The 16,907-nt window shown below is 46.5% G+C and carries 12 protein-coding genes; 7 read left to right on the top strand and 5 right to left on the bottom strand.

Features of this window, described 5'->3' with window-relative positions; translation table 11 throughout:
* Positions 1–129: 129 nt before the first annotated feature.
* On the bottom strand, positions 130–2,133 hold the full coding sequence (gene speA, locus ACLGGO_RS03740; RefSeq protein WP_446418366.1) for a biosynthetic arginine decarboxylase: 2,004 nt from the start codon (positions 2,131–2,133) through the stop codon (positions 130–132).
* 310 nt (positions 2,134–2,443) lie between these two features.
* Between speA and ACLGGO_RS03735 the strand changes: the two genes are divergently transcribed.
* Entirely contained in the window at positions 2,444–3,148 is a 705-nt protein-coding gene (locus ACLGGO_RS03735) for a hypothetical protein (protein WP_446418315.1), read from the top strand.
* Between the two features lie 45 nt (positions 3,149–3,193).
* Here ACLGGO_RS03735 and aroH read toward each other — a convergent pair whose 3' ends face one another.
* Together aroH and sppA are read right to left on the bottom strand one after the other, a co-directional pair.
* The gene (aroH, locus tag ACLGGO_RS03730) at positions 3,194–3,589 is read right to left on the bottom strand and encodes a chorismate mutase (protein WP_446334436.1); all 396 of its coding nucleotides are present in this window, start codon (positions 3,587–3,589) and stop codon (positions 3,194–3,196) included.
* Between the two features lie 157 nt (positions 3,590–3,746).
* A complete protein-coding gene (gene sppA / locus ACLGGO_RS03725) occupies positions 3,747–4,571 on the bottom strand; it encodes a signal peptide peptidase SppA (protein WP_446418314.1) in 825 nt (274 codons plus the stop codon).
* A 281-nt stretch (positions 4,572–4,852) separates the two neighbouring features.
* Between sppA and ACLGGO_RS03720 the strand changes: the two genes are divergently transcribed.
* From ACLGGO_RS03720 to ACLGGO_RS03710, 3 genes are all read left to right on the top strand, one after another.
* Entirely contained in the window at positions 4,853–5,953 is a 1,101-nt protein-coding gene (locus tag ACLGGO_RS03720; RefSeq protein ID WP_446418313.1) for a DMT family transporter, read from the top strand.
* A 186-nt stretch (positions 5,954–6,139) separates the two neighbouring features.
* Positions 6,140–7,462 carry a peptidoglycan-binding protein gene (locus ACLGGO_RS03715; RefSeq protein ID WP_446418312.1) on the top strand — a complete coding sequence of 441 codons (1,323 nt, stop codon included), beginning with the start codon at positions 6,140–6,142 and terminating at the stop codon, positions 7,460–7,462.
* 1,281 nt (positions 7,463–8,743) lie between these two features.
* Complete coding sequence (locus ACLGGO_RS03710; protein WP_446418311.1) at positions 8,744–10,687, top strand: PEP-CTERM sorting domain-containing protein; 1,944 nt, start codon at positions 8,744–8,746, stop codon at positions 10,685–10,687.
* 45 nt (positions 10,688–10,732) lie between these two features.
* Here the strand turns inward: ACLGGO_RS03710 and ACLGGO_RS03705 are convergent, their stop codons facing one another.
* Positions 10,733–11,920, bottom strand: coding sequence for a TIGR03032 family protein (locus tag ACLGGO_RS03705; protein WP_446418310.1), 1,188 nt, complete (start codon positions 11,918–11,920; stop codon positions 10,733–10,735).
* Between the two features lie 626 nt (positions 11,921–12,546).
* Between ACLGGO_RS03705 and ACLGGO_RS03700 the strand changes: the two genes are divergently transcribed.
* On the top strand, positions 12,547–14,205 hold the full coding sequence (locus tag ACLGGO_RS03700; RefSeq protein ID WP_446418309.1) for a choice-of-anchor Q domain-containing protein: 1,659 nt from the start codon (positions 12,547–12,549) through the stop codon (positions 14,203–14,205).
* 113 nt (positions 14,206–14,318) lie between these two features.
* The gene (locus ACLGGO_RS03695; RefSeq protein ID WP_446418308.1) at positions 14,319–15,545 is read left to right on the top strand and encodes a DUF1501 domain-containing protein; all 1,227 of its coding nucleotides are present in this window, start codon (positions 14,319–14,321) and stop codon (positions 15,543–15,545) included.
* A gap of 76 nt (positions 15,546–15,621) precedes the next feature.
* Here the strand turns inward: ACLGGO_RS03695 and petL are convergent, their stop codons facing one another.
* Positions 15,622–15,723, bottom strand: a complete 102-nt coding sequence (gene petL, locus ACLGGO_RS03690) for a cytochrome b6-f complex subunit PetL (protein ID WP_446334428.1) — start codon at positions 15,721–15,723, stop codon at positions 15,622–15,624.
* An 88-nt stretch (positions 15,724–15,811) separates the two neighbouring features.
* Between petL and aroB the strand changes: the two genes are divergently transcribed.
* Positions 15,812–16,906, top strand: coding sequence for a 3-dehydroquinate synthase (gene aroB / locus ACLGGO_RS03685; protein WP_446418307.1), 1,095 nt, complete (start codon positions 15,812–15,814; stop codon positions 16,904–16,906).
* Position 16,907 lies beyond the last annotated feature (1 nt).

The raw sequence follows: 16,907 nt of genomic DNA, 5'->3' as shown, positions 1-16,907 counted from the left end.
CTGGTCGGGTTAACTACTGCACGCCTACCCACAGGATCAGGTGTTGGTTTTCCCAAACCTGTGGGTGGGCAATTTGCACGATGTAGCTGGCTGGGAGAGAAGCAAGTACTTTCAACCATCAACACCTAACTAAGAAGAAAGATACGTATAACTATTGAGACTCTTCTGGTAGTTCTGCAGCAACCATTGGGATTCTGCCAAGGTAATTCTATTGTCTCGTAGAGCTTGTTCGGTGCGGCGACGAATGCTTTCAACTAAGTCCTCGGCGTCGTACTGAACGTAACTCAATACTTCCGTTACCGTATCTCCCTTAACCAGATGCTCAATTTCATAGCCTCTGGGTGTTAGCCGAATATGAACAGTATTGGTGTTGCCAAACAGGTTGTGTAGATTGCCCATAATTTCTTGGTAAGCTCCGACTAAAAACAACCCTAAGTAATAAGGTTCTCGGATTTGATGATCAGATGTTGTTTCCGTCTGTTCTAGAAAGGCGGGTTGAGTTAAGCCATTGGTTGTTTCCACAACATTATCGGTAGAACCCCCACCGATATCCTGGTTGTCCTGTACCCTGGCTTTCCTTAACGGATGCAGTTCCAGCACGGATTTAACATCTCGCAGATCGATAAACTGGTTAATTTTGCCGTCACTGTCACAGGTCAAATCGGCTAAGATACCCCGGCGGGTTGGCTCCTCATCTAGCCGATGAATGGGCATAATCGGAAAGAGCTGATTCATTGCCCAGGAATCGGGAACCGATTGAAAGACCGATAAGTTAACGTAATAAATTGACGCCATCGTTTTTTCTAAGTCTTCGAGATCGTCAGGTACATACTCCTGCGTCCTGACAATGTTGAGAATCTTCTCAAAGCACGCCCAGTACAATTGTTCTGCTCTAGCCCGTTGAGTGAGGCTAAGATAACCGAGATTAAAGAGGCTTTTGGCTTCTTCATTGAATTGAATGGCGTCGTGGTAGGCTTCTTGGTAATTTTCCAGACTAATAGTACGATAAGTTTCCCAGAGGTTACGGATAATCAGATGTTCCTTATCGTGAGCTGGGTTGGGTTCTCCGGAGAGAACATCGCTGGTATTGAGGACATCAAAGATGAGTACCGATTGATGAGAGGCGATCGCGCGACCACTTTCACTAATTAATACAGGAGCGGGCATCTGGCGGGCTTCACAGGCTTCCTTAACCTCGGCAACGATATCGTTGGCATAATTCTGCATGTTGTAGTTTTTTGAGGCGTAGAAGTTGGTTTTAGAGCCGTCGTAGTCAATGGCTAAACCACCACCTACATCAAGATAATTCATATCAGCGCCCAAGGAACGCAACTCGACATAAATTTGACTGGCTTCTCGAATTGCATCTTTAATCACGCTAATGGCAGAGGTTTGAGAACCAATATGAAAGTGCAATAACTGCAAGGTGTGGAGTACTCCAGCATCCCGGAGTTGGTTCACGCAGGTTAGGATCTCCGGAAGCGTCAGACCAAACTTGGCGCGATCGCCTGTGGATTCTCCCCAACGACCCGTCCCTTTTGTACTCAGTTTGGCTCGCACGCCAACTATCGGCTCAATACCTAGTTTTGCCGAAATGTCAATAATAAGCTGGACTTCTTCGAGTTGCTCGATCACAATAATCGGTTTTTGTCCCAACCGCATCGATAGCAGCGCCGTTTCGATATATTCCCGGTCTTTGTGACCATTGCATATAAGCAGGGCGCCATCGGTTTTTAAGGTGGCTAGAGCAATCATCAGTTCAGGTTTAGAACCCGCTTCTAAGCCAAACTGATAGGGATGTCCAAACTGTACCAATTCTTCCACCAGATGTCGGTGCTGATTGCACTTAACCGGATAAACCCCCTGGTAACGACCCGGGTAGTTATAGCGAGCGATCGCCTTGGCAAAACAGGCATTTAACCGCTCAATGCGATCGGCAAGGATATCGGAAAAGCGAATTAATAACGGGAGTTCCAGATTACGTCCTTTGAGCGCTTCAACGAGTTCCCTCAAATCTAGGGAACCGCCGCGATCGCCTTTGGGGGAAACCGTTACATGACCGACGGCGTTAATCGAAAAATATGGCTCCCCCCATCCCTGAATCCGATAAAGTTTCTCACTATCCTCAATCATCCAACTTGGGCGTGATGATCTGCTATGAGGTAAGGAAGTGTGAGTGGAAATACCTTCCGGGTGATGCGGTTGCTGCTTTTGCTCGTGAATGCTAATTGTGGATGTTAGCTCTCCTGTCATAATCTTGGATCACCCTTTAAACTATGCCTTGCGATTGTTAATGCTAGCGCATTTGGGCAATGGCACTGAGAGGATTTTTGTCATGTTCTCCAAAAAACCATGTTAAAATTCCGTCAGCCATAGTGGTTTCTCTACTCTTAAGGCGCAAAGCGTCGCATTTTCAAGTTGATCCTGACTGTAAAGGGCGTCAATGCTCAATTCATCTGACCATTCTTCCGAACAGCGAAATTACCCACAGGTATTACAGCAGCTCTTTAACAGGCATCCCTTTGTCTTTTGGGGAACAATCTGGGGCTTTCTTGTCTTGATGGGCACCGTGGCGGCGGTTGGCTTAATCAATCCTGGGCGGATTGAGCCAGATAAGTCTGTACCGAAACCCGTGGTTTCAACTGTTTTGGAATCAACGGCAAAAAAAACGCCCCCATCGAACTCTGGGATAGTCTCCCCGACAGAGGACTCTCTACCCAAGGAGGGTTTACCCCTTTCGTTATTTTGGGGTCTAGCCTTTGGTTGTGCCACCGGTTCTTTGTTAGTCACACATGCTTTTAGACAATCTACTGAACGCCGCCAAGTTATCAAACCGTCTAAATCGACCCGGCACAAAAAACGGCGACGCTCAGTAAATCGCCGTCGAGTTCCCCAAAATCCCCAACCTGTTGTTCAGACACAAGCAATCCAGACGCAGGACTCTCCTCAGACACTTGCCCACGAGGAAACTGAAGTCACCGTCGTACCTGATCAACAAAAAAGTCCTCTGGATAACGAGGAACAGAGCCTTGCAGAAATGCTTGATTTACGCAAACGTGAGTCTCTGGCGTCGATTATGCGGCGCAGCTTGTCTACAAGTCGAGACATTTCTATTAGTCGAACGTCAAATTATCTAAATAACAAATAAGAATCTCCGTCCTTGTAGGGCTAAGAGTGTCAAAACCTTCAACCTTTAACTGTGAGATGAGCTTAATTGAGCGAGACTCCAATCTGGTCTTAGGTTTTTCGCTTGACGCAGATAAGGGTGATAAATCTCAGTTTGGCTAACCAGGGTATTAATGTGAATTAAGCATCGGATACAGCGCTCCAAGCTTCCCTCTACATGCATTTGCTGAAGATCGAGTAATGCCACATTTTCCCAATGAGGACGTTCACGAGCGATCGCAGCGGGAAAGATGGCATCCAAATCTCGTGTCGTGGTAAAGATTACACTGATCATTTCCTCGTGGTCGATCTGATTGTGGCTTTCTATCTCATCTATGAGTTCCGTTACAGCATCTTGAATTGCTGCAACCGTATTTTCTGACACCGTTGTTGCTCCACGAATCGCTCGAACACGCCACTCCACTGCTGATATCCTCCTAAATTGTGATTGGAAAAGTTTTAAGTTTTGACCCTTCACGATCTTCGAGGGAATCAGGTTTTGAGTTAATTACCCCTGCTCCCCTGCTCCCCTGCTTCTTTACTTCCCTACTTCCTTACTTCCCTGTTCCCCTGTAAGAGCGCTAGGGTCGATAGAGCCAAAGCGGCTGACCACCAGTAGACAGTTCAAATTCTAACCAATCTATCCCTGCCGATAATCCAGAGGTCATTCGACCCGTATTGCCAGGAATCAAACGACTCCAGAGGCGTTTAGGTTCTTCAATCGTCTCACATTTCGTTTTATCCGGATCAAGACCCACCAGTTCGGCTGCCCAACGACGGGCATCTTCCTCGGTTCCTAAGCGATCAACAACCCCTAAATCAAGGGCTTGCTGACCTGTAAAAATTCGACCATCGGCAAAGCTTTTCACCGTTTCCACCGCCAGGTTTCGTGCTTCAGCAACGGTTTGCACGAACTGTTGATAACTTGTATCGATCATCTCTTGCAAAATTGTCTTTTCGGGGTCGGTGAGTTCACGATCAAACGCCAGAATATCCTTGTAAGGACCGGATTTAATGACTTTGAAGGAAACCCCAATCTTGTCTAAGAGACGTTCTAGATTATTGCCGCGCAGAATAACACCAATGCTTCCTGTAATCGTACCGGGGTTGGTCACGATATGTTCAGCACCCATACCGATGTAAACTCCCCCAGAGGCGGAGATATTCCCAAAACTGGCAATAATTTTCACCTTCTCCCGCAGGCGCATCAAGGCGCTGTAGATTTCCTGAGAGTCGCCAACGGTGCCGCCGGGACTGTCAATTCGCAAGAGTAAGGCAGGAAATTTCTTTTCTTCCACGGTTTTGAGCGCGTCTAGTACCCGTTGGCGAGTGTTACCAGCAATCAAACCCGTGATTTCGATGCGAGCAATCTGTTTCCGCGATTTAGGCTTAAAGGGCCAGGGCATATCGTTCCAAAAATGAGGGATGTAGACACTCCAGCGGTGTCCCACTCAGTTAAATAGGTTAGCCAGCGTGAGAACCGCTATATTACTTTACCAGTTTGCACGATCTAGGGCTTTTTGTCCGAATCTGTCCTGTTGCCTGTCTATTGACCAAGGACGAATGACCCATGACCACTGCCCTGTTTGTATCATTTGCTTAACATAAAGTAAAAAATCAGTACAATGTAAAGAAACATAAAAAATATCGAGAGTTTATCCCAAGCGTTGATAATAAATACAATCTCATGCAGCTAAAAATAAGCAACCAATCCCCTTTCACCTCCTTACTGTTGATTGCGCCGTTTTTCCTGTGGGGGACGGCAATGGTAGCAATGAAAGGGGTCATTCCCCATACAACTCCTCTATTCATGGCAGGAGTGCGCTTAGTCCCCGCTGGAGTGCTTGTGCTGATCGCGGCTTCGATGATGGGGCGTCCTCAACCCAAAGGGTGGGCTGCTTGGTTATGGATTAGCTTGTTTGCGCTAATAGACGGTGCTTTATTTCAAGGATTTTTAGCCGAGGGCTTAGTGCGAACGGGGGCTGGCTTGGGTTCAGTGATGATTGATTCTCAGCCTTTAGCTGTAGCATTACTCTCAGGTTGGCTTTTTGGTGAGATTATTGGTCTGTGGGGTGGCTTAGGACTGGCAATTGGTATTGTGGGTATCAGTTTGATTGGTTTGCCAGATGCCTGGATTTTGAGCCTTGTGCATGGCAATGTGGCAACTTTGGAATTGAGTTGGCAGCATCTTTTCCAAAGTGGGGAATGGCTGATGTTATTGGCATCCCTGTCGATGGCTTGTGGAACGGTGAGCATTAGCTATATCACTCGATATGCCGATCCCGTTGTGGCGACAGGTTGGCACATGATTTTAGGCGGATTACCCTTGTTTGCGCTTTCGGGGATGTGGGAATCTCAACAGTGGGTGAACATTGACTTGAGTGGCTGGATGGCACTAGCTTACTCGACCATATTTGGCAGTGCGATCGCGTATGGGTTATTCTTCTATTTTGCTTCTAAGGGGAATCTCACCAGTCTCAGTGCTTTGACGTTTCTGACTCCTGTGTTTGCCCTGCTATTTGGCAATCTGTTTTTAGGGGAAGTCTTGAGTTCCCTGCAATGGTTAGGCGTCAGTTTGACGTTAGTTAGTATCTATTTGATTAATCAGCGTCAGGAAATTGCTCAGGGATTGGCATCATTCCGCCAAGCCTGGAGTACCGCAAATCAGACAGTTACCGCCGAATCCTTAACCCCTCGCGATCGCATCATCCGCAGCCTGAAAGCGATGGGGTTGATTCCTTTACCTCTGAAAGTCCAAGACTCTGAAGTTGAAGGATTGCCTCGGTAACCAATTTCAGTAGCTGGAAATGTTTTCAGTTGATACAGGAACAGGTGCTCCCCACTCTTGGCTCTTTAAAAATTGACTCATCTAGGTCGCCGTTTTAATTCAGGAGTAAGTATTTAAGCTATCTTGGAGTGAGACTGATAAGAGGCTGTCCCGACATGGCAAACCCTTCAAGTTCCTAATTTTCTTATGACTTGCCATCGCTCCCCTGTACTTCTAGCTGCCTATATGACCTGCGTGGGCGGGTTTATGGGCATTGGCTCTCTCCTAGGATTAGAGCCTGCGATCGCCCATCCATCGGTTAACCTATCCCCCCCCTTACTCCTCGCTCAGTCCCCCAGTCCTAAAGGCATTGAGGAATTACCCCTGCAAGTGGGGAGTCGAGGAGAAACGGTGCAAGCCTTGCAGACTCGTCTGAAAAAGCTAGGCTACTACGAGGGCGATACCGATGGTGTCTATGGAGACACTACCAGGCTGGCTGTTATTGAATTCCAAGAGTCAATCGATCTTGACGCAGATGGTGTTGTTGGTTTAAGCACATGGACTAAGCTGCAAGCCGCAGCGGCGGAAGTTCCTGAACCCGATAATTCTCCAGCGGAAGCAGAAAACGCTGAGGAAGATAACCAAAACGCTGAAAAAGCTCAATCCAACAGCAATCGCCAACAACTCCTGTGGATAGTCGCAGGTGTTTGTGGAACCTTAGGAATATTTGGTGGAGGCTTATTCTTTTTACTCAAGGTATTGGATAATCCCAAAAAAGGTCAAGCCCCTGCAAAAGCAGAGGATTCTGTGCCCTCTTCCCCTCCAGAGGAACCGGAACTGCCTATGGTAATGTCGAGTAGCAATGGGCGAGAGTCATCCCCCGCCGAATCGGTTGAGCTCCCCCCAACTCATCTATCTGAACCCTATAAAAATGGATACAATCCTTCAGGATTAAGCGTAACTGACTCCCACATCAGTAAATCGCCATCCCATTTTGAACCCTCAACTAGCGCCCCACTGACTCAACCCAAGAATCGGCTGGCGAAAAAAAATGGGGTGAATCAATTAATTAAAGACTTACAAGATTCTGATCCAACCAAACGACGCAAAGCAATTTGGGAACTGGCACAACGGGGAGATTCCAGGGCGGTACAACCGTTGGTAAATCTGATGTTAGAGTCTGATTCTCAGCAGCGCAGCTTAATTATAGAGGCGCTATCCCAAATTGGCATGAAGACACTCAAACCCATGAATCGGGCGTTAGCGCTTTCCCTACAGGATGATAATCCCCAGGTGCGTAAAAACGCGATCCGAGATTTGACCTTGATGTATGAATTAGTGGCACAAATGAGTCAGTTATTATCCTATGCCTTAGATGATCCGGAGGCTGATGTTCAGGAAACAGCGCGTTGGGCATTGAGCCAGCTAGAACGAATTCGTACACCTGCAACAGTGAATAGTTTACCCCCTTCCCCTAGTCCCCTCAGTTTTTCGGAAAATCAGCTAAAAGAACCGCCTATGTTTGAATAGGATTTTCGAGGAGCGATCGCGTCGGTATTAGAGCCTTTATCACCCCCTTCAAGGCGATTGAAATCGCTGCTACACAAACAAAGTCCACCTGCGCGGACTGGGTTGTTATAACGGGGGTAGTTAACCCGAATTTAGTATAAATCAAAATGAATTAGAATTACGGAAAAGAAACCGTAGGGGCGCATGGCGTGCGCCCTATTCAATGGTAAAATCTACTCCACAATTTTAGCTGGGTCCACGCCAGTAGGTTGGGTTGAACGGAGTGAAACCCAACAGATTTTTATTGGGGTTCGTCTCTCGACCAAAATTTCTAAGCAAGATCCCCGACAACTCCTACGAAGTTGGGGCTCTGTCTGTGTACCTCACTGACACGCCATCGCGCTGTATGAAGCTTATGTGAATTGACGCTCCCCCGGATGAATCACGGGGGATTCTTAGTTCACCGAATCAGCCGTAAACCTCCGTATCTCTCCCACTGACGCCGCCAGTGTTCAAGCAATGCCCAACCAAATACCCGCTAGCTAATGCCACTAAGTATCGAGTTAGCTTACGAAAGACCTAGAGGGCAATTCTCCCTAAGCTTTCAGAATAGAGACTGATCTCTATTCTTGGTTCCTGTGCGCCCCACAGTACCGTTGTTTTTAATGTTTGCTTTTTCTTGGTTCACACGCTAGCTGTTGACTAACGATTGGGTTTTATAGAGGACATTCCCTTCCCTCTTGGCATTACTACTTTTTAGGCAGTCGTGTGGCACTGTCTCAGCCATATTTGTCGGGCACGTCCTAACGGTTTTTCAGCCTGTACCAACATCAATTTAACATCTGTGCTTAATGGATGTCACTACTCGCAACTTTAGTTGCGAAGAGCTAGACGCTTCGCTTGGTTTCATCCCTCGGATAAATCACGAGGGCTTTCACCTTCGCTATTTTGTAACGTCCTCACCTGACGCGGAACTCTCTGATAAGTTTTATTGATGGTTAAAACGTATTTATGGTGTTTTCAGGCGATAAGATTTTGATGATAATTACTTAATCACAATCAAGCGATTTTGATATTAAATGTTATTTAACTCGTTTTCCCTCTATCAAAGCTTTAGCGCATTTATTAAGTTAATTTACATTGTAATAATTCTTTACAAATATAAGTATTTACAAAGTTAACTTTTTAAAGATTTCATGAAGACATTTCTTGGCTTGATCTTTTTGTCAGAATCAATAGTACGCTTACTGCGGAGGGAAACCGGATTATAAACTTTTTCAACAGGCTTTAAGGAATACAAAAATGGCTACTTTCACAGTTAGCAATCTTTTTGATTCAGGGACAGGCAGCTTTCGTCAGGCAATCTTCAATGCCAATGCCCAAGAAGGTTTGGATGAGATTATCTTTGACACAGGTGGTGTTCCGAGTACCATCACCCTCACCAGTGGAGCGTTTAATATTACCGACTCGTTAAATATTCTCGGACCAGGCGCTAATCTGCTGACAGTTAGCGGGAATAACAACTCCCGTATCTTTAACATCAATGATGGAGGCAGCGACATCCTTGATGTCCTCATCTCTGGTTTGACTCTGACTAATGGCAATGCCACAAGTTCGGGTGGTGCTATATTCAATGCCGATGAAAATCTCAGCCTTATGGATGCTGTGATTACTAACAACACAGTAAGAGGCATCGGCAACTATTACTACGGCGGCGACAGTAGCGGCGGCGGCATATATAACCGCTCCGGCGACTTGACGATAACAAATAGTACTATCAGCGGCAACAAAGTATCCGGCAGTGATGGTCTTATCTATGGCGGCAACAGCAGTGGTAGTGGGATTTTCAACGGATCGGGTGACCTAACCATAGTTAATAGTACGATTAGTGGTAATACGGCAAAGGGTGGTAAAGGCGACCACGGCTACGGCGGTGACAGTAGCGGCGGCGGCATATATAACCGCTCCGGCAACTTAACAATAGTGGATAGCGCTATTAGTGGCAACAGCGCAAATGGTGGCTACGGTGAATACAATGACGGCTTTGGTGGCAGCGGTAGTGGTGGTGGTATATATCACCGCTCCGGCAACCTAACGATCACTAACAGCACTATCAACAGTAACAGATCAGGCAGTGGCGGATACAGCAATAGAGACAGCGATGGCGGCGGTATCTTTAACGGCTCTGGCAATCTAACAATAACTAACAGCAATATTGCTGGAAATAGCACATCTGGCACTTTTATTGGCTTCCGCCCTGGCAGGGGCAATGGTGGCGGCATATATAATCGCTCCGGCGCATTGAGTGTGAACTACAGTAACATCAGCGGCAATGGAGCATTCGGTGGCACTAGCGACTTCTATGGCAACAGTGGCAACGGCGGCGGCATTTTTAACGGCTCCGGCGGTGTGAATATAAACCATACTATTATCAGCGGTAATAGAGCAGCAGGAGGCGCGGCTTTTGGACGTGACGCTGGCATTGGTAACGGTGGCGGCATTTTGAATAGTTTTGGTCAGGTGATAGTGACCAATAGCACCATTAATGGCAATACAGCAGAAGGTAGTTCAAGCTACTATCGAGGTGGTGTTAACGGTTACGGCGGCGGCATCTGGGGTAAAGTAACAGTAATTAACAGCACTATCAGTGGCAATACAGCAGAAGGTGGCTCAGTAGGCTGCTATAACGACAACAACCCAGGCAACGGCTACGGCGGCGGCATCTGGGGTGGGGGAACAGTCACCAACAGCACCATCACCAAAAATACGGCAAAAGGTGGCAGCCACTACAGCTACTGCTACTACGACAATAGCATTGGCATCGGCATAGGTAGCGGCATCGTTAACACCGATACTATTACAATCACCAGTAGCATTGTTGCTGGTAACGCGAATGCTGATGATATTTCTGGTGGTTTCACTTCGGGTGGTAACAACTTAATTGGCATTAATCCTCTGCTGAGTCCGTTGCAAAATAATGGTGGTTCTACCGCAACTCACGCCCTCCTCCCTGGCAGTCCTGCGATTGATGCAGGCAGTAACCCTCTAGGACTGCTTACTGACCAACGAGGAATAGGCTTTAATCGGACTTCGGGTAGTCAAACCGACATTGGCGCGTTTGAGGTACAGCAACAGCAACCGCCGTCAACTTCTGTTCCTGAACCTTCGTCAATGCTAGGTTTAATTGGGCTAGTGGTTATTGGAACTGGTTCACTGCTGAAGCGGAAACTGCAAAATAAATCGTGACACTTCTTTCATCATTATGTAGAGACGTTCCATGCAACGTCTCTACTAACTGTTAACATCAAATCCGCGTTTTTTTCGCTTAAACTTCACCGATTTCTTCGGTAGATCTGACCCCACCTGCGATTGAAAGGTACTAATTTCTCTTACCAACTGCTTTTGTCCATCAGGCACATCTGCCAACGCTGCATCGGGCAAAACATAGGACGTGGCAATCAATTTTTCATCCCAGTCAATAATCTCAGGAAACCGAATACCCGGTAATACCTGAACCGCAAAAATTTCCTGCACCGCCTCTTCAAACTGCAAAAACGCTACCGTTTGTCCTGTCTCAATATTGACCACCCAAACCCCACAGATTCGTTCGGAGAGCCTTTCGGTCAAAGGAATACCACTAAATACTGCGGTTTCCCGTACTTGGGAAAGACCAATAAACGCCAAGGGACCCCAGAAATCTATACCCCGGGTAAAGCCAGGAAGCTGAGTCACTGTCTCACATTTCCCAGAGGCCAAATCAACGGTTGCTAGAGAACCATTTCCTGATTCCAATACCCAGAGGCGATTTTGATACCAACGGGGTGAGTGAGGCATTGATAATCCTCGCACAATCACCTGATTCGTCTCTATATCGATCAATACGCCACCATAAGCCTTATTTTCTCGCCAGCCTCCTCTACTATCTGTTGTTCCTAATGCGGTGACGTACTTAGGGTAATTATCCACCATACCTAAACCATTAAGATGACAACGGTCTTCTGGTGATAAGGCGCTGATAAAATCAGGTCGCCAACGGGGGACAAAGCTGTGGTCAAAGTCAAGGGTACATAGACAAGAAAAACGGGTATTGATAAACCAGAGTTCTTGTTGCGCCCATGCCATTTCATGGATATCAATATCCCCAGTAATATGAGAATTGCGGGGAAGATAGCAAGCATCGTGTTTACCGATAGGTTCCAACTTTTGAGCAACGGCTGGTACATTGCGGAGTTCACAAACTTGGTTGGCTGTACCAATTGCGATTCTACCTCGGTCAGCGGCTAAACCCATGGGTTTTTGGAAGACACGGAAGTGAGTATTGATATGTTCTCCATCAGCACGGAGGACGATTAACTTACCCGCTTGGTAAGTGGAAACAACTAACGAAATCCCCAGTTGGGTGAGGATTTGGGGAAAGTTCGTGGTATGGACACTCCGCATGGGGTTGTCCTTGGGTTGGTGCTGAGGAAAGTTCGTCATCTGAAGTATGAAGTCAGTCAGAACAGATCTATTTTCCCACTTGAGCCTCTACCACCGATCGCGATTTAATGTAAGTTGAGGGGTAAGGTGCGATGATGGCGGCAAAGTGCGATCGCATCGGTGATCACGTCCCTATTAGAACAACATATACAACTTAAGGCGAATCAAGTCAATCAGGTTTTTTTGACTCGTTTGCACAAACTAACACTCGATCCCACTCAAGTTGATAGAGTCGCCCTCTACTCAAATCTTTGACTCAGCAGCTTATATGAAGCTTGTGTGAAGCAAAGCCCTCTCTTGACTGGGAACTCTATGATAATTTTTCCTAATGATTTTCACGTATTTACGTTGTTACCAGGCAGTGAATTTTTCATCAGTTTATCATTGTATTTCTATTTAACGATTGATTTTTCGTTGCATTTAAACTATTTGTCCCCGGAGATGGGTTTTGAGGAGATTTGTTTCAATTATTTTACATTTCATGAGTCATGACTAAGATAAGTTTTTATAAAAATCAACATATTAAAGATTTCATGAAAATAATTTTTGCTGGGATTCAGTCTCTGGAATGAATAGTACTCTAACTACAGATAGAACTCCGATTATAACCTATCAGGAACAGGTAAATGGCTACTTTTACAGTTACTAATCCTTTTGACTCAGGTTCAGGCAGCTTTCGTCAGGCAATCTTCGACGCTAATACACAAGCAGGTACAGATGAGATTGTCTTTGACACAGGGGGTTTTCCTAGTACCATCACCCTCACCAGTGGCGAACTCAATATTACCGACTCAGTAAATATCCTCGGCTCAGGCGCTGATTGGCTGACAGTCAGTGGGAACAACAACTCCCGCATCTTTAGTATTGGTGATGGAGGCAGCCAAATCCTTGATGTGCTGATTTCTGGTTTAACTGTGAGTGATAGTAATGGTGATACAGGTGGACCCTTGTTGGGCGGTGCTATCTACAATGAGGATGAAAATCTCACCCTCATGGATCTTGTGGTGACTAATAATACAATAAAATACTTTGGCGTCCCAGGTGGTGGTATCTTTAACAGCTCCGGCAAGCTTACCATAACTAACAGTATTATCAGCCACAATAGCGCATTTACTGACAGTCGTGATGGTGTCGGTTTGACTAATGGCGAGGGTGGCGGCATTTATAATGGCTCCGGTATTGTAAACATACACAACAGTACTATCAGCCACAATAGAGCATTTGGTGCCTCAGGTAGACACAGTTTTAGTAGTGGCAAAGGTGGCGGCATTTTTAATCGTTCTGGTGAGTTGGTCGTAACGGACAGCACGATCAGCGATAATACCGCAGCCGGTGGTGGTGGTGCCTTTTATGCTGATTCTCCTGGGAACGGTGGCGGCATCTTTAATGACTCTGGCATGGTGAAGGTGGACAATAGTACTATCAGTGGCAACAGAGCTATTGGTGGCTCGGGTGATAGCTTTAGCAGTGGTCCCGGCGAAGGTGGTGGTATCTTTAATCGTTCTGGTGAGTTGGTCGTGACCAACAGCACTATTAATAGCAACATGGCAGTAGGCGGCAGGAGCATCACCGCCACCAATGGTCAAGCGGCTAACGGCTTCGGTGGCGGTATATCGGGTAAAGTAACATTAAGCAACAGCACCATTAGCGGCAATATAGCAGCAGGTGGTCTTGGTTACCAGGCTAACGGAGGCAATGGCTATGGCGGCGGCTTATGGGGTTGGGGTACAGTGACCAACAGTACCATCACTGGCAACGCCGCCCAAGGTGGCAATAGCTACTCTGGTGACTCCGGCATTGGTATAGGTAGCGGTATCTTTAATACAGAGATGATGACAATTACCAGTAGCATTATTGCTGACAACACCGATGCTACTGATCTGGCTGGCAATTCTTTCACTTCTGGTGGTCATAACTTAATTGGCAATGGCGATGGCACTCCAGGTTTCATCAATGGGGTCAATAATGATCAGGTTGGTACTACGGATAACCCAATTGATCCTCTGCTTGGTTTATTACAAAATAATGGGGGTTCTACCGCAACTCATGCTCTCCTTCCTGGTAGCCTTGCTATTGATGCAGGCAGTAACCCTCTAATGCTGCTCACCGACCAACGAGGAGACGGCTTTAACCGGACGGTAGGCAGTCAAACCGATGTTGGGGCATTCGAGGTACAGCCGCCATTAGGCACTTCTGTCCCTGAACCATCATCAATGCTAGGTTTATTAGGGTTGTTGATTCTGGGGACTACTTCATTGCTGAAGCGCAAACGACAACAACATTAAAGTTGACGGTTGAGATTGGGGAACTCTTAACAGGGAACAGGGAACAAGGAACCCATGCATGTTTACAAGTCTTTAACTCAGTTAACCAAATTTCTGTCCAGGTACTTATCCCCATGAACCGACGCAAATTTTTACAATACGCTAGCCTTTTGACTGCTGCTGGACTTACCCCAATTGGGTTACATGGTTGGGCGGCTAGAGGAATGGCTCAAACGAATACTAATAAGCGACTTATTGTCATATTCCTGCGCGGTGGTATCGATGGATTAAATGTGGTGGTTCCCTACCAAGACCCAGATTATTACGAAGCTAGACCCAGAATTGCGATTCCCCAACCCAAAGAAAAGGGGGGAGTGCTAGATTTAGATGGTCGTTTTGGCTTGCATCCCGCTTTAGCTGACCTGATTCCTTTATGGAAAAAAGGAAGTTTAGCATTTATCCATGCTTGCGGATCACCGGATACCACTCGCTCTCATTTTGATGCTCAAAATTATATGGAAAGTGGAACTCCTGGAGATAAAACGACATCTGATGGTTGGATGAATCGCCTGTTAGCGACTCTCCCTCAAGCTGGACTCACTCAAGCCGTAAATATCGGTTCAATGATCTCGCCTATCCTAATGGGTCAAAGTTCTGTGGCTAGTCTACCACTAGGAAATAATGCTACTCGTTCTCTGTCAGTGGATCGTTCTCAACTTAATGCAGCATTTGAACGTCTTTACAGTGGAAATGATTCGATTCATCTAGCTTATCAGGAAGGACGAAAAGCTCGGGAAATTCTGTTAGCAACATTGGCGGCTGAAATGCGGGAAGCTGACAACGGCGCACCCCCTCCTAGTCAGTTTGCTAAAGATACTCGTAATCTCGCCAAGCTGATGGTTGGAGATTCTCAGACTCAATTGGCATTTATGGCGTTAGGTGGCTGGGATACTCATATTAACCAGGGAAGCAGTCAGGGTCAGTTTGCCAATAAACTGAAATCTCTAGCCCAAGGATTAGTGACTCTAGTCAAGGAATTAGGGTCACTCTATGCCGATACCACGATCGCAATCTTATCTGAGTTCGGTCGCACGGTGAAGGAGAATGGTAATGGGGGAACGGATCACGGACATGGTAACGTGATGTGGATTTTGGGGGGTGGGATTCGTGGTGGTAAGGTTTATGGGGAATGGTCAGGTTTGAGTGAATCGGCGTTATTCCAAGGACGAGATTTAGCCGTCACCACAGATTTTCGAGACGCGATCGCGTCTATATTAGAACAACATATTCAACTTAAGGCGAATCAAGTTGCTCAAGTTTTTCCTGGCTTTACCTCTAATCATTCCTTGCCACTTTTTTGACGGATCATCGCACTTTGGTCGGTTGGGTTGAACGGAGTGAAACCCAACAGATTCTTGTTGGGTCTCATCCCTGGGTCTAAATCAATTTGACAGCTTTCAGACCAAAAAACAAGGCTAGGGCGACACCTGTGGCGCCACCGAGGATGACAAAATAGGCGATGATTCCAGAGACTGGCATATACTACTCTCCCAAAAAAAGTCTTATTTATCCATTGAATCATCAGAGCGGGATAAAATACAGCCCAGAGTGGCTTAGGATAAATCAAATGAAGTCAGTGATTCGGGTTGAAGTACCGCCGCAGTCTTATGATATTGCGATCGCGCCGGGAAGCTTAGACGATATAGGCGTTTGGATGAGTCGGCTGAAACTGGGGAAGCAGGTTCTCCTCGTCTCCAATCCAGCCATCTTTCGCCGCTACGGGGAACGGGCGATCGCGGCGCTAAAGTTGGTCGGCTATCAGGTGTCTCACTGTACCTTACCCGCAGGCGAACGTTATAAAACCCTTAAGTCTATTCAAAAAATCCACGATGCAGCCCTCCAGAACCGCTTAGAACGGTCTTCAACTATGGTGGCATTAGGGGGAGGCGTAATCGGGGATATGACGGGGTTTGCGGCGGCTACCTGGTTACGGGGGATCAATGTCGTTCAAGTTCCCACTTCCCTTTTAGCTATGGTAGATGCAGCCATTGGCGGTAAGACAGGGGTAAACCATCCTCAAGGCAAAAACTTAATTGGTGCATTTCACCAACCCCGCTTTGTTTTAATTGATCCGCAAGTTTTACAAACCTTACCCCCACGAGAATTACGGGCGGGAATGGCAGAGGTGATTAAATATGGCGTAATCTGGAATGCTGACTTATTTGCTAAGTTAGAGAATACTAAACGTCTCGACGGGCGGCGGTATTTGGATGATGAATTATTGTCTTTTATTTTATCCTCCTCCTGCCAAGCCAAAGCCGATGTCGTCAGTCAGGATGAGAAAGAAGCCGGATTAAGAGCTATTTTAAATTATGGTCACACGATTGGTCATGCGGTCGAAAGTTTAACCGGCTATAAAGTCGTTAATCATGGGGAAGCGGTGGCGATTGGCATGGTTGCGGCTGGTCAAATTGCGGTAGAACTTCAGATGTGGACATCCCAGGGAGCAGAACGTCAGAAGGCTTTAATCGAGAAAGCCGGATTACCCACTCAGTTACCACCGGGATTGGATATTGATGCGATTATTGATACCCTGCAAACTGATAAGAAAGTGAAAGATGGTAAAGTACGATTTGTTTTACCCACGCAAATTGGTCAGGTATCGATAACCGATCAAGTTCCAGCCGATGTAATTCGCCAAGTTCTGAATCATGACTTATGAG

This window comes from Coleofasciculus sp. (assembly GCF_046565525.1).
Taxonomy (GTDB): Bacteria; Cyanobacteriota; Cyanobacteriia; order Cyanobacteriales; family Coleofasciculaceae; genus Coleofasciculus.
This window is presented reverse-complemented; position numbering and strand designations above follow the sequence as displayed.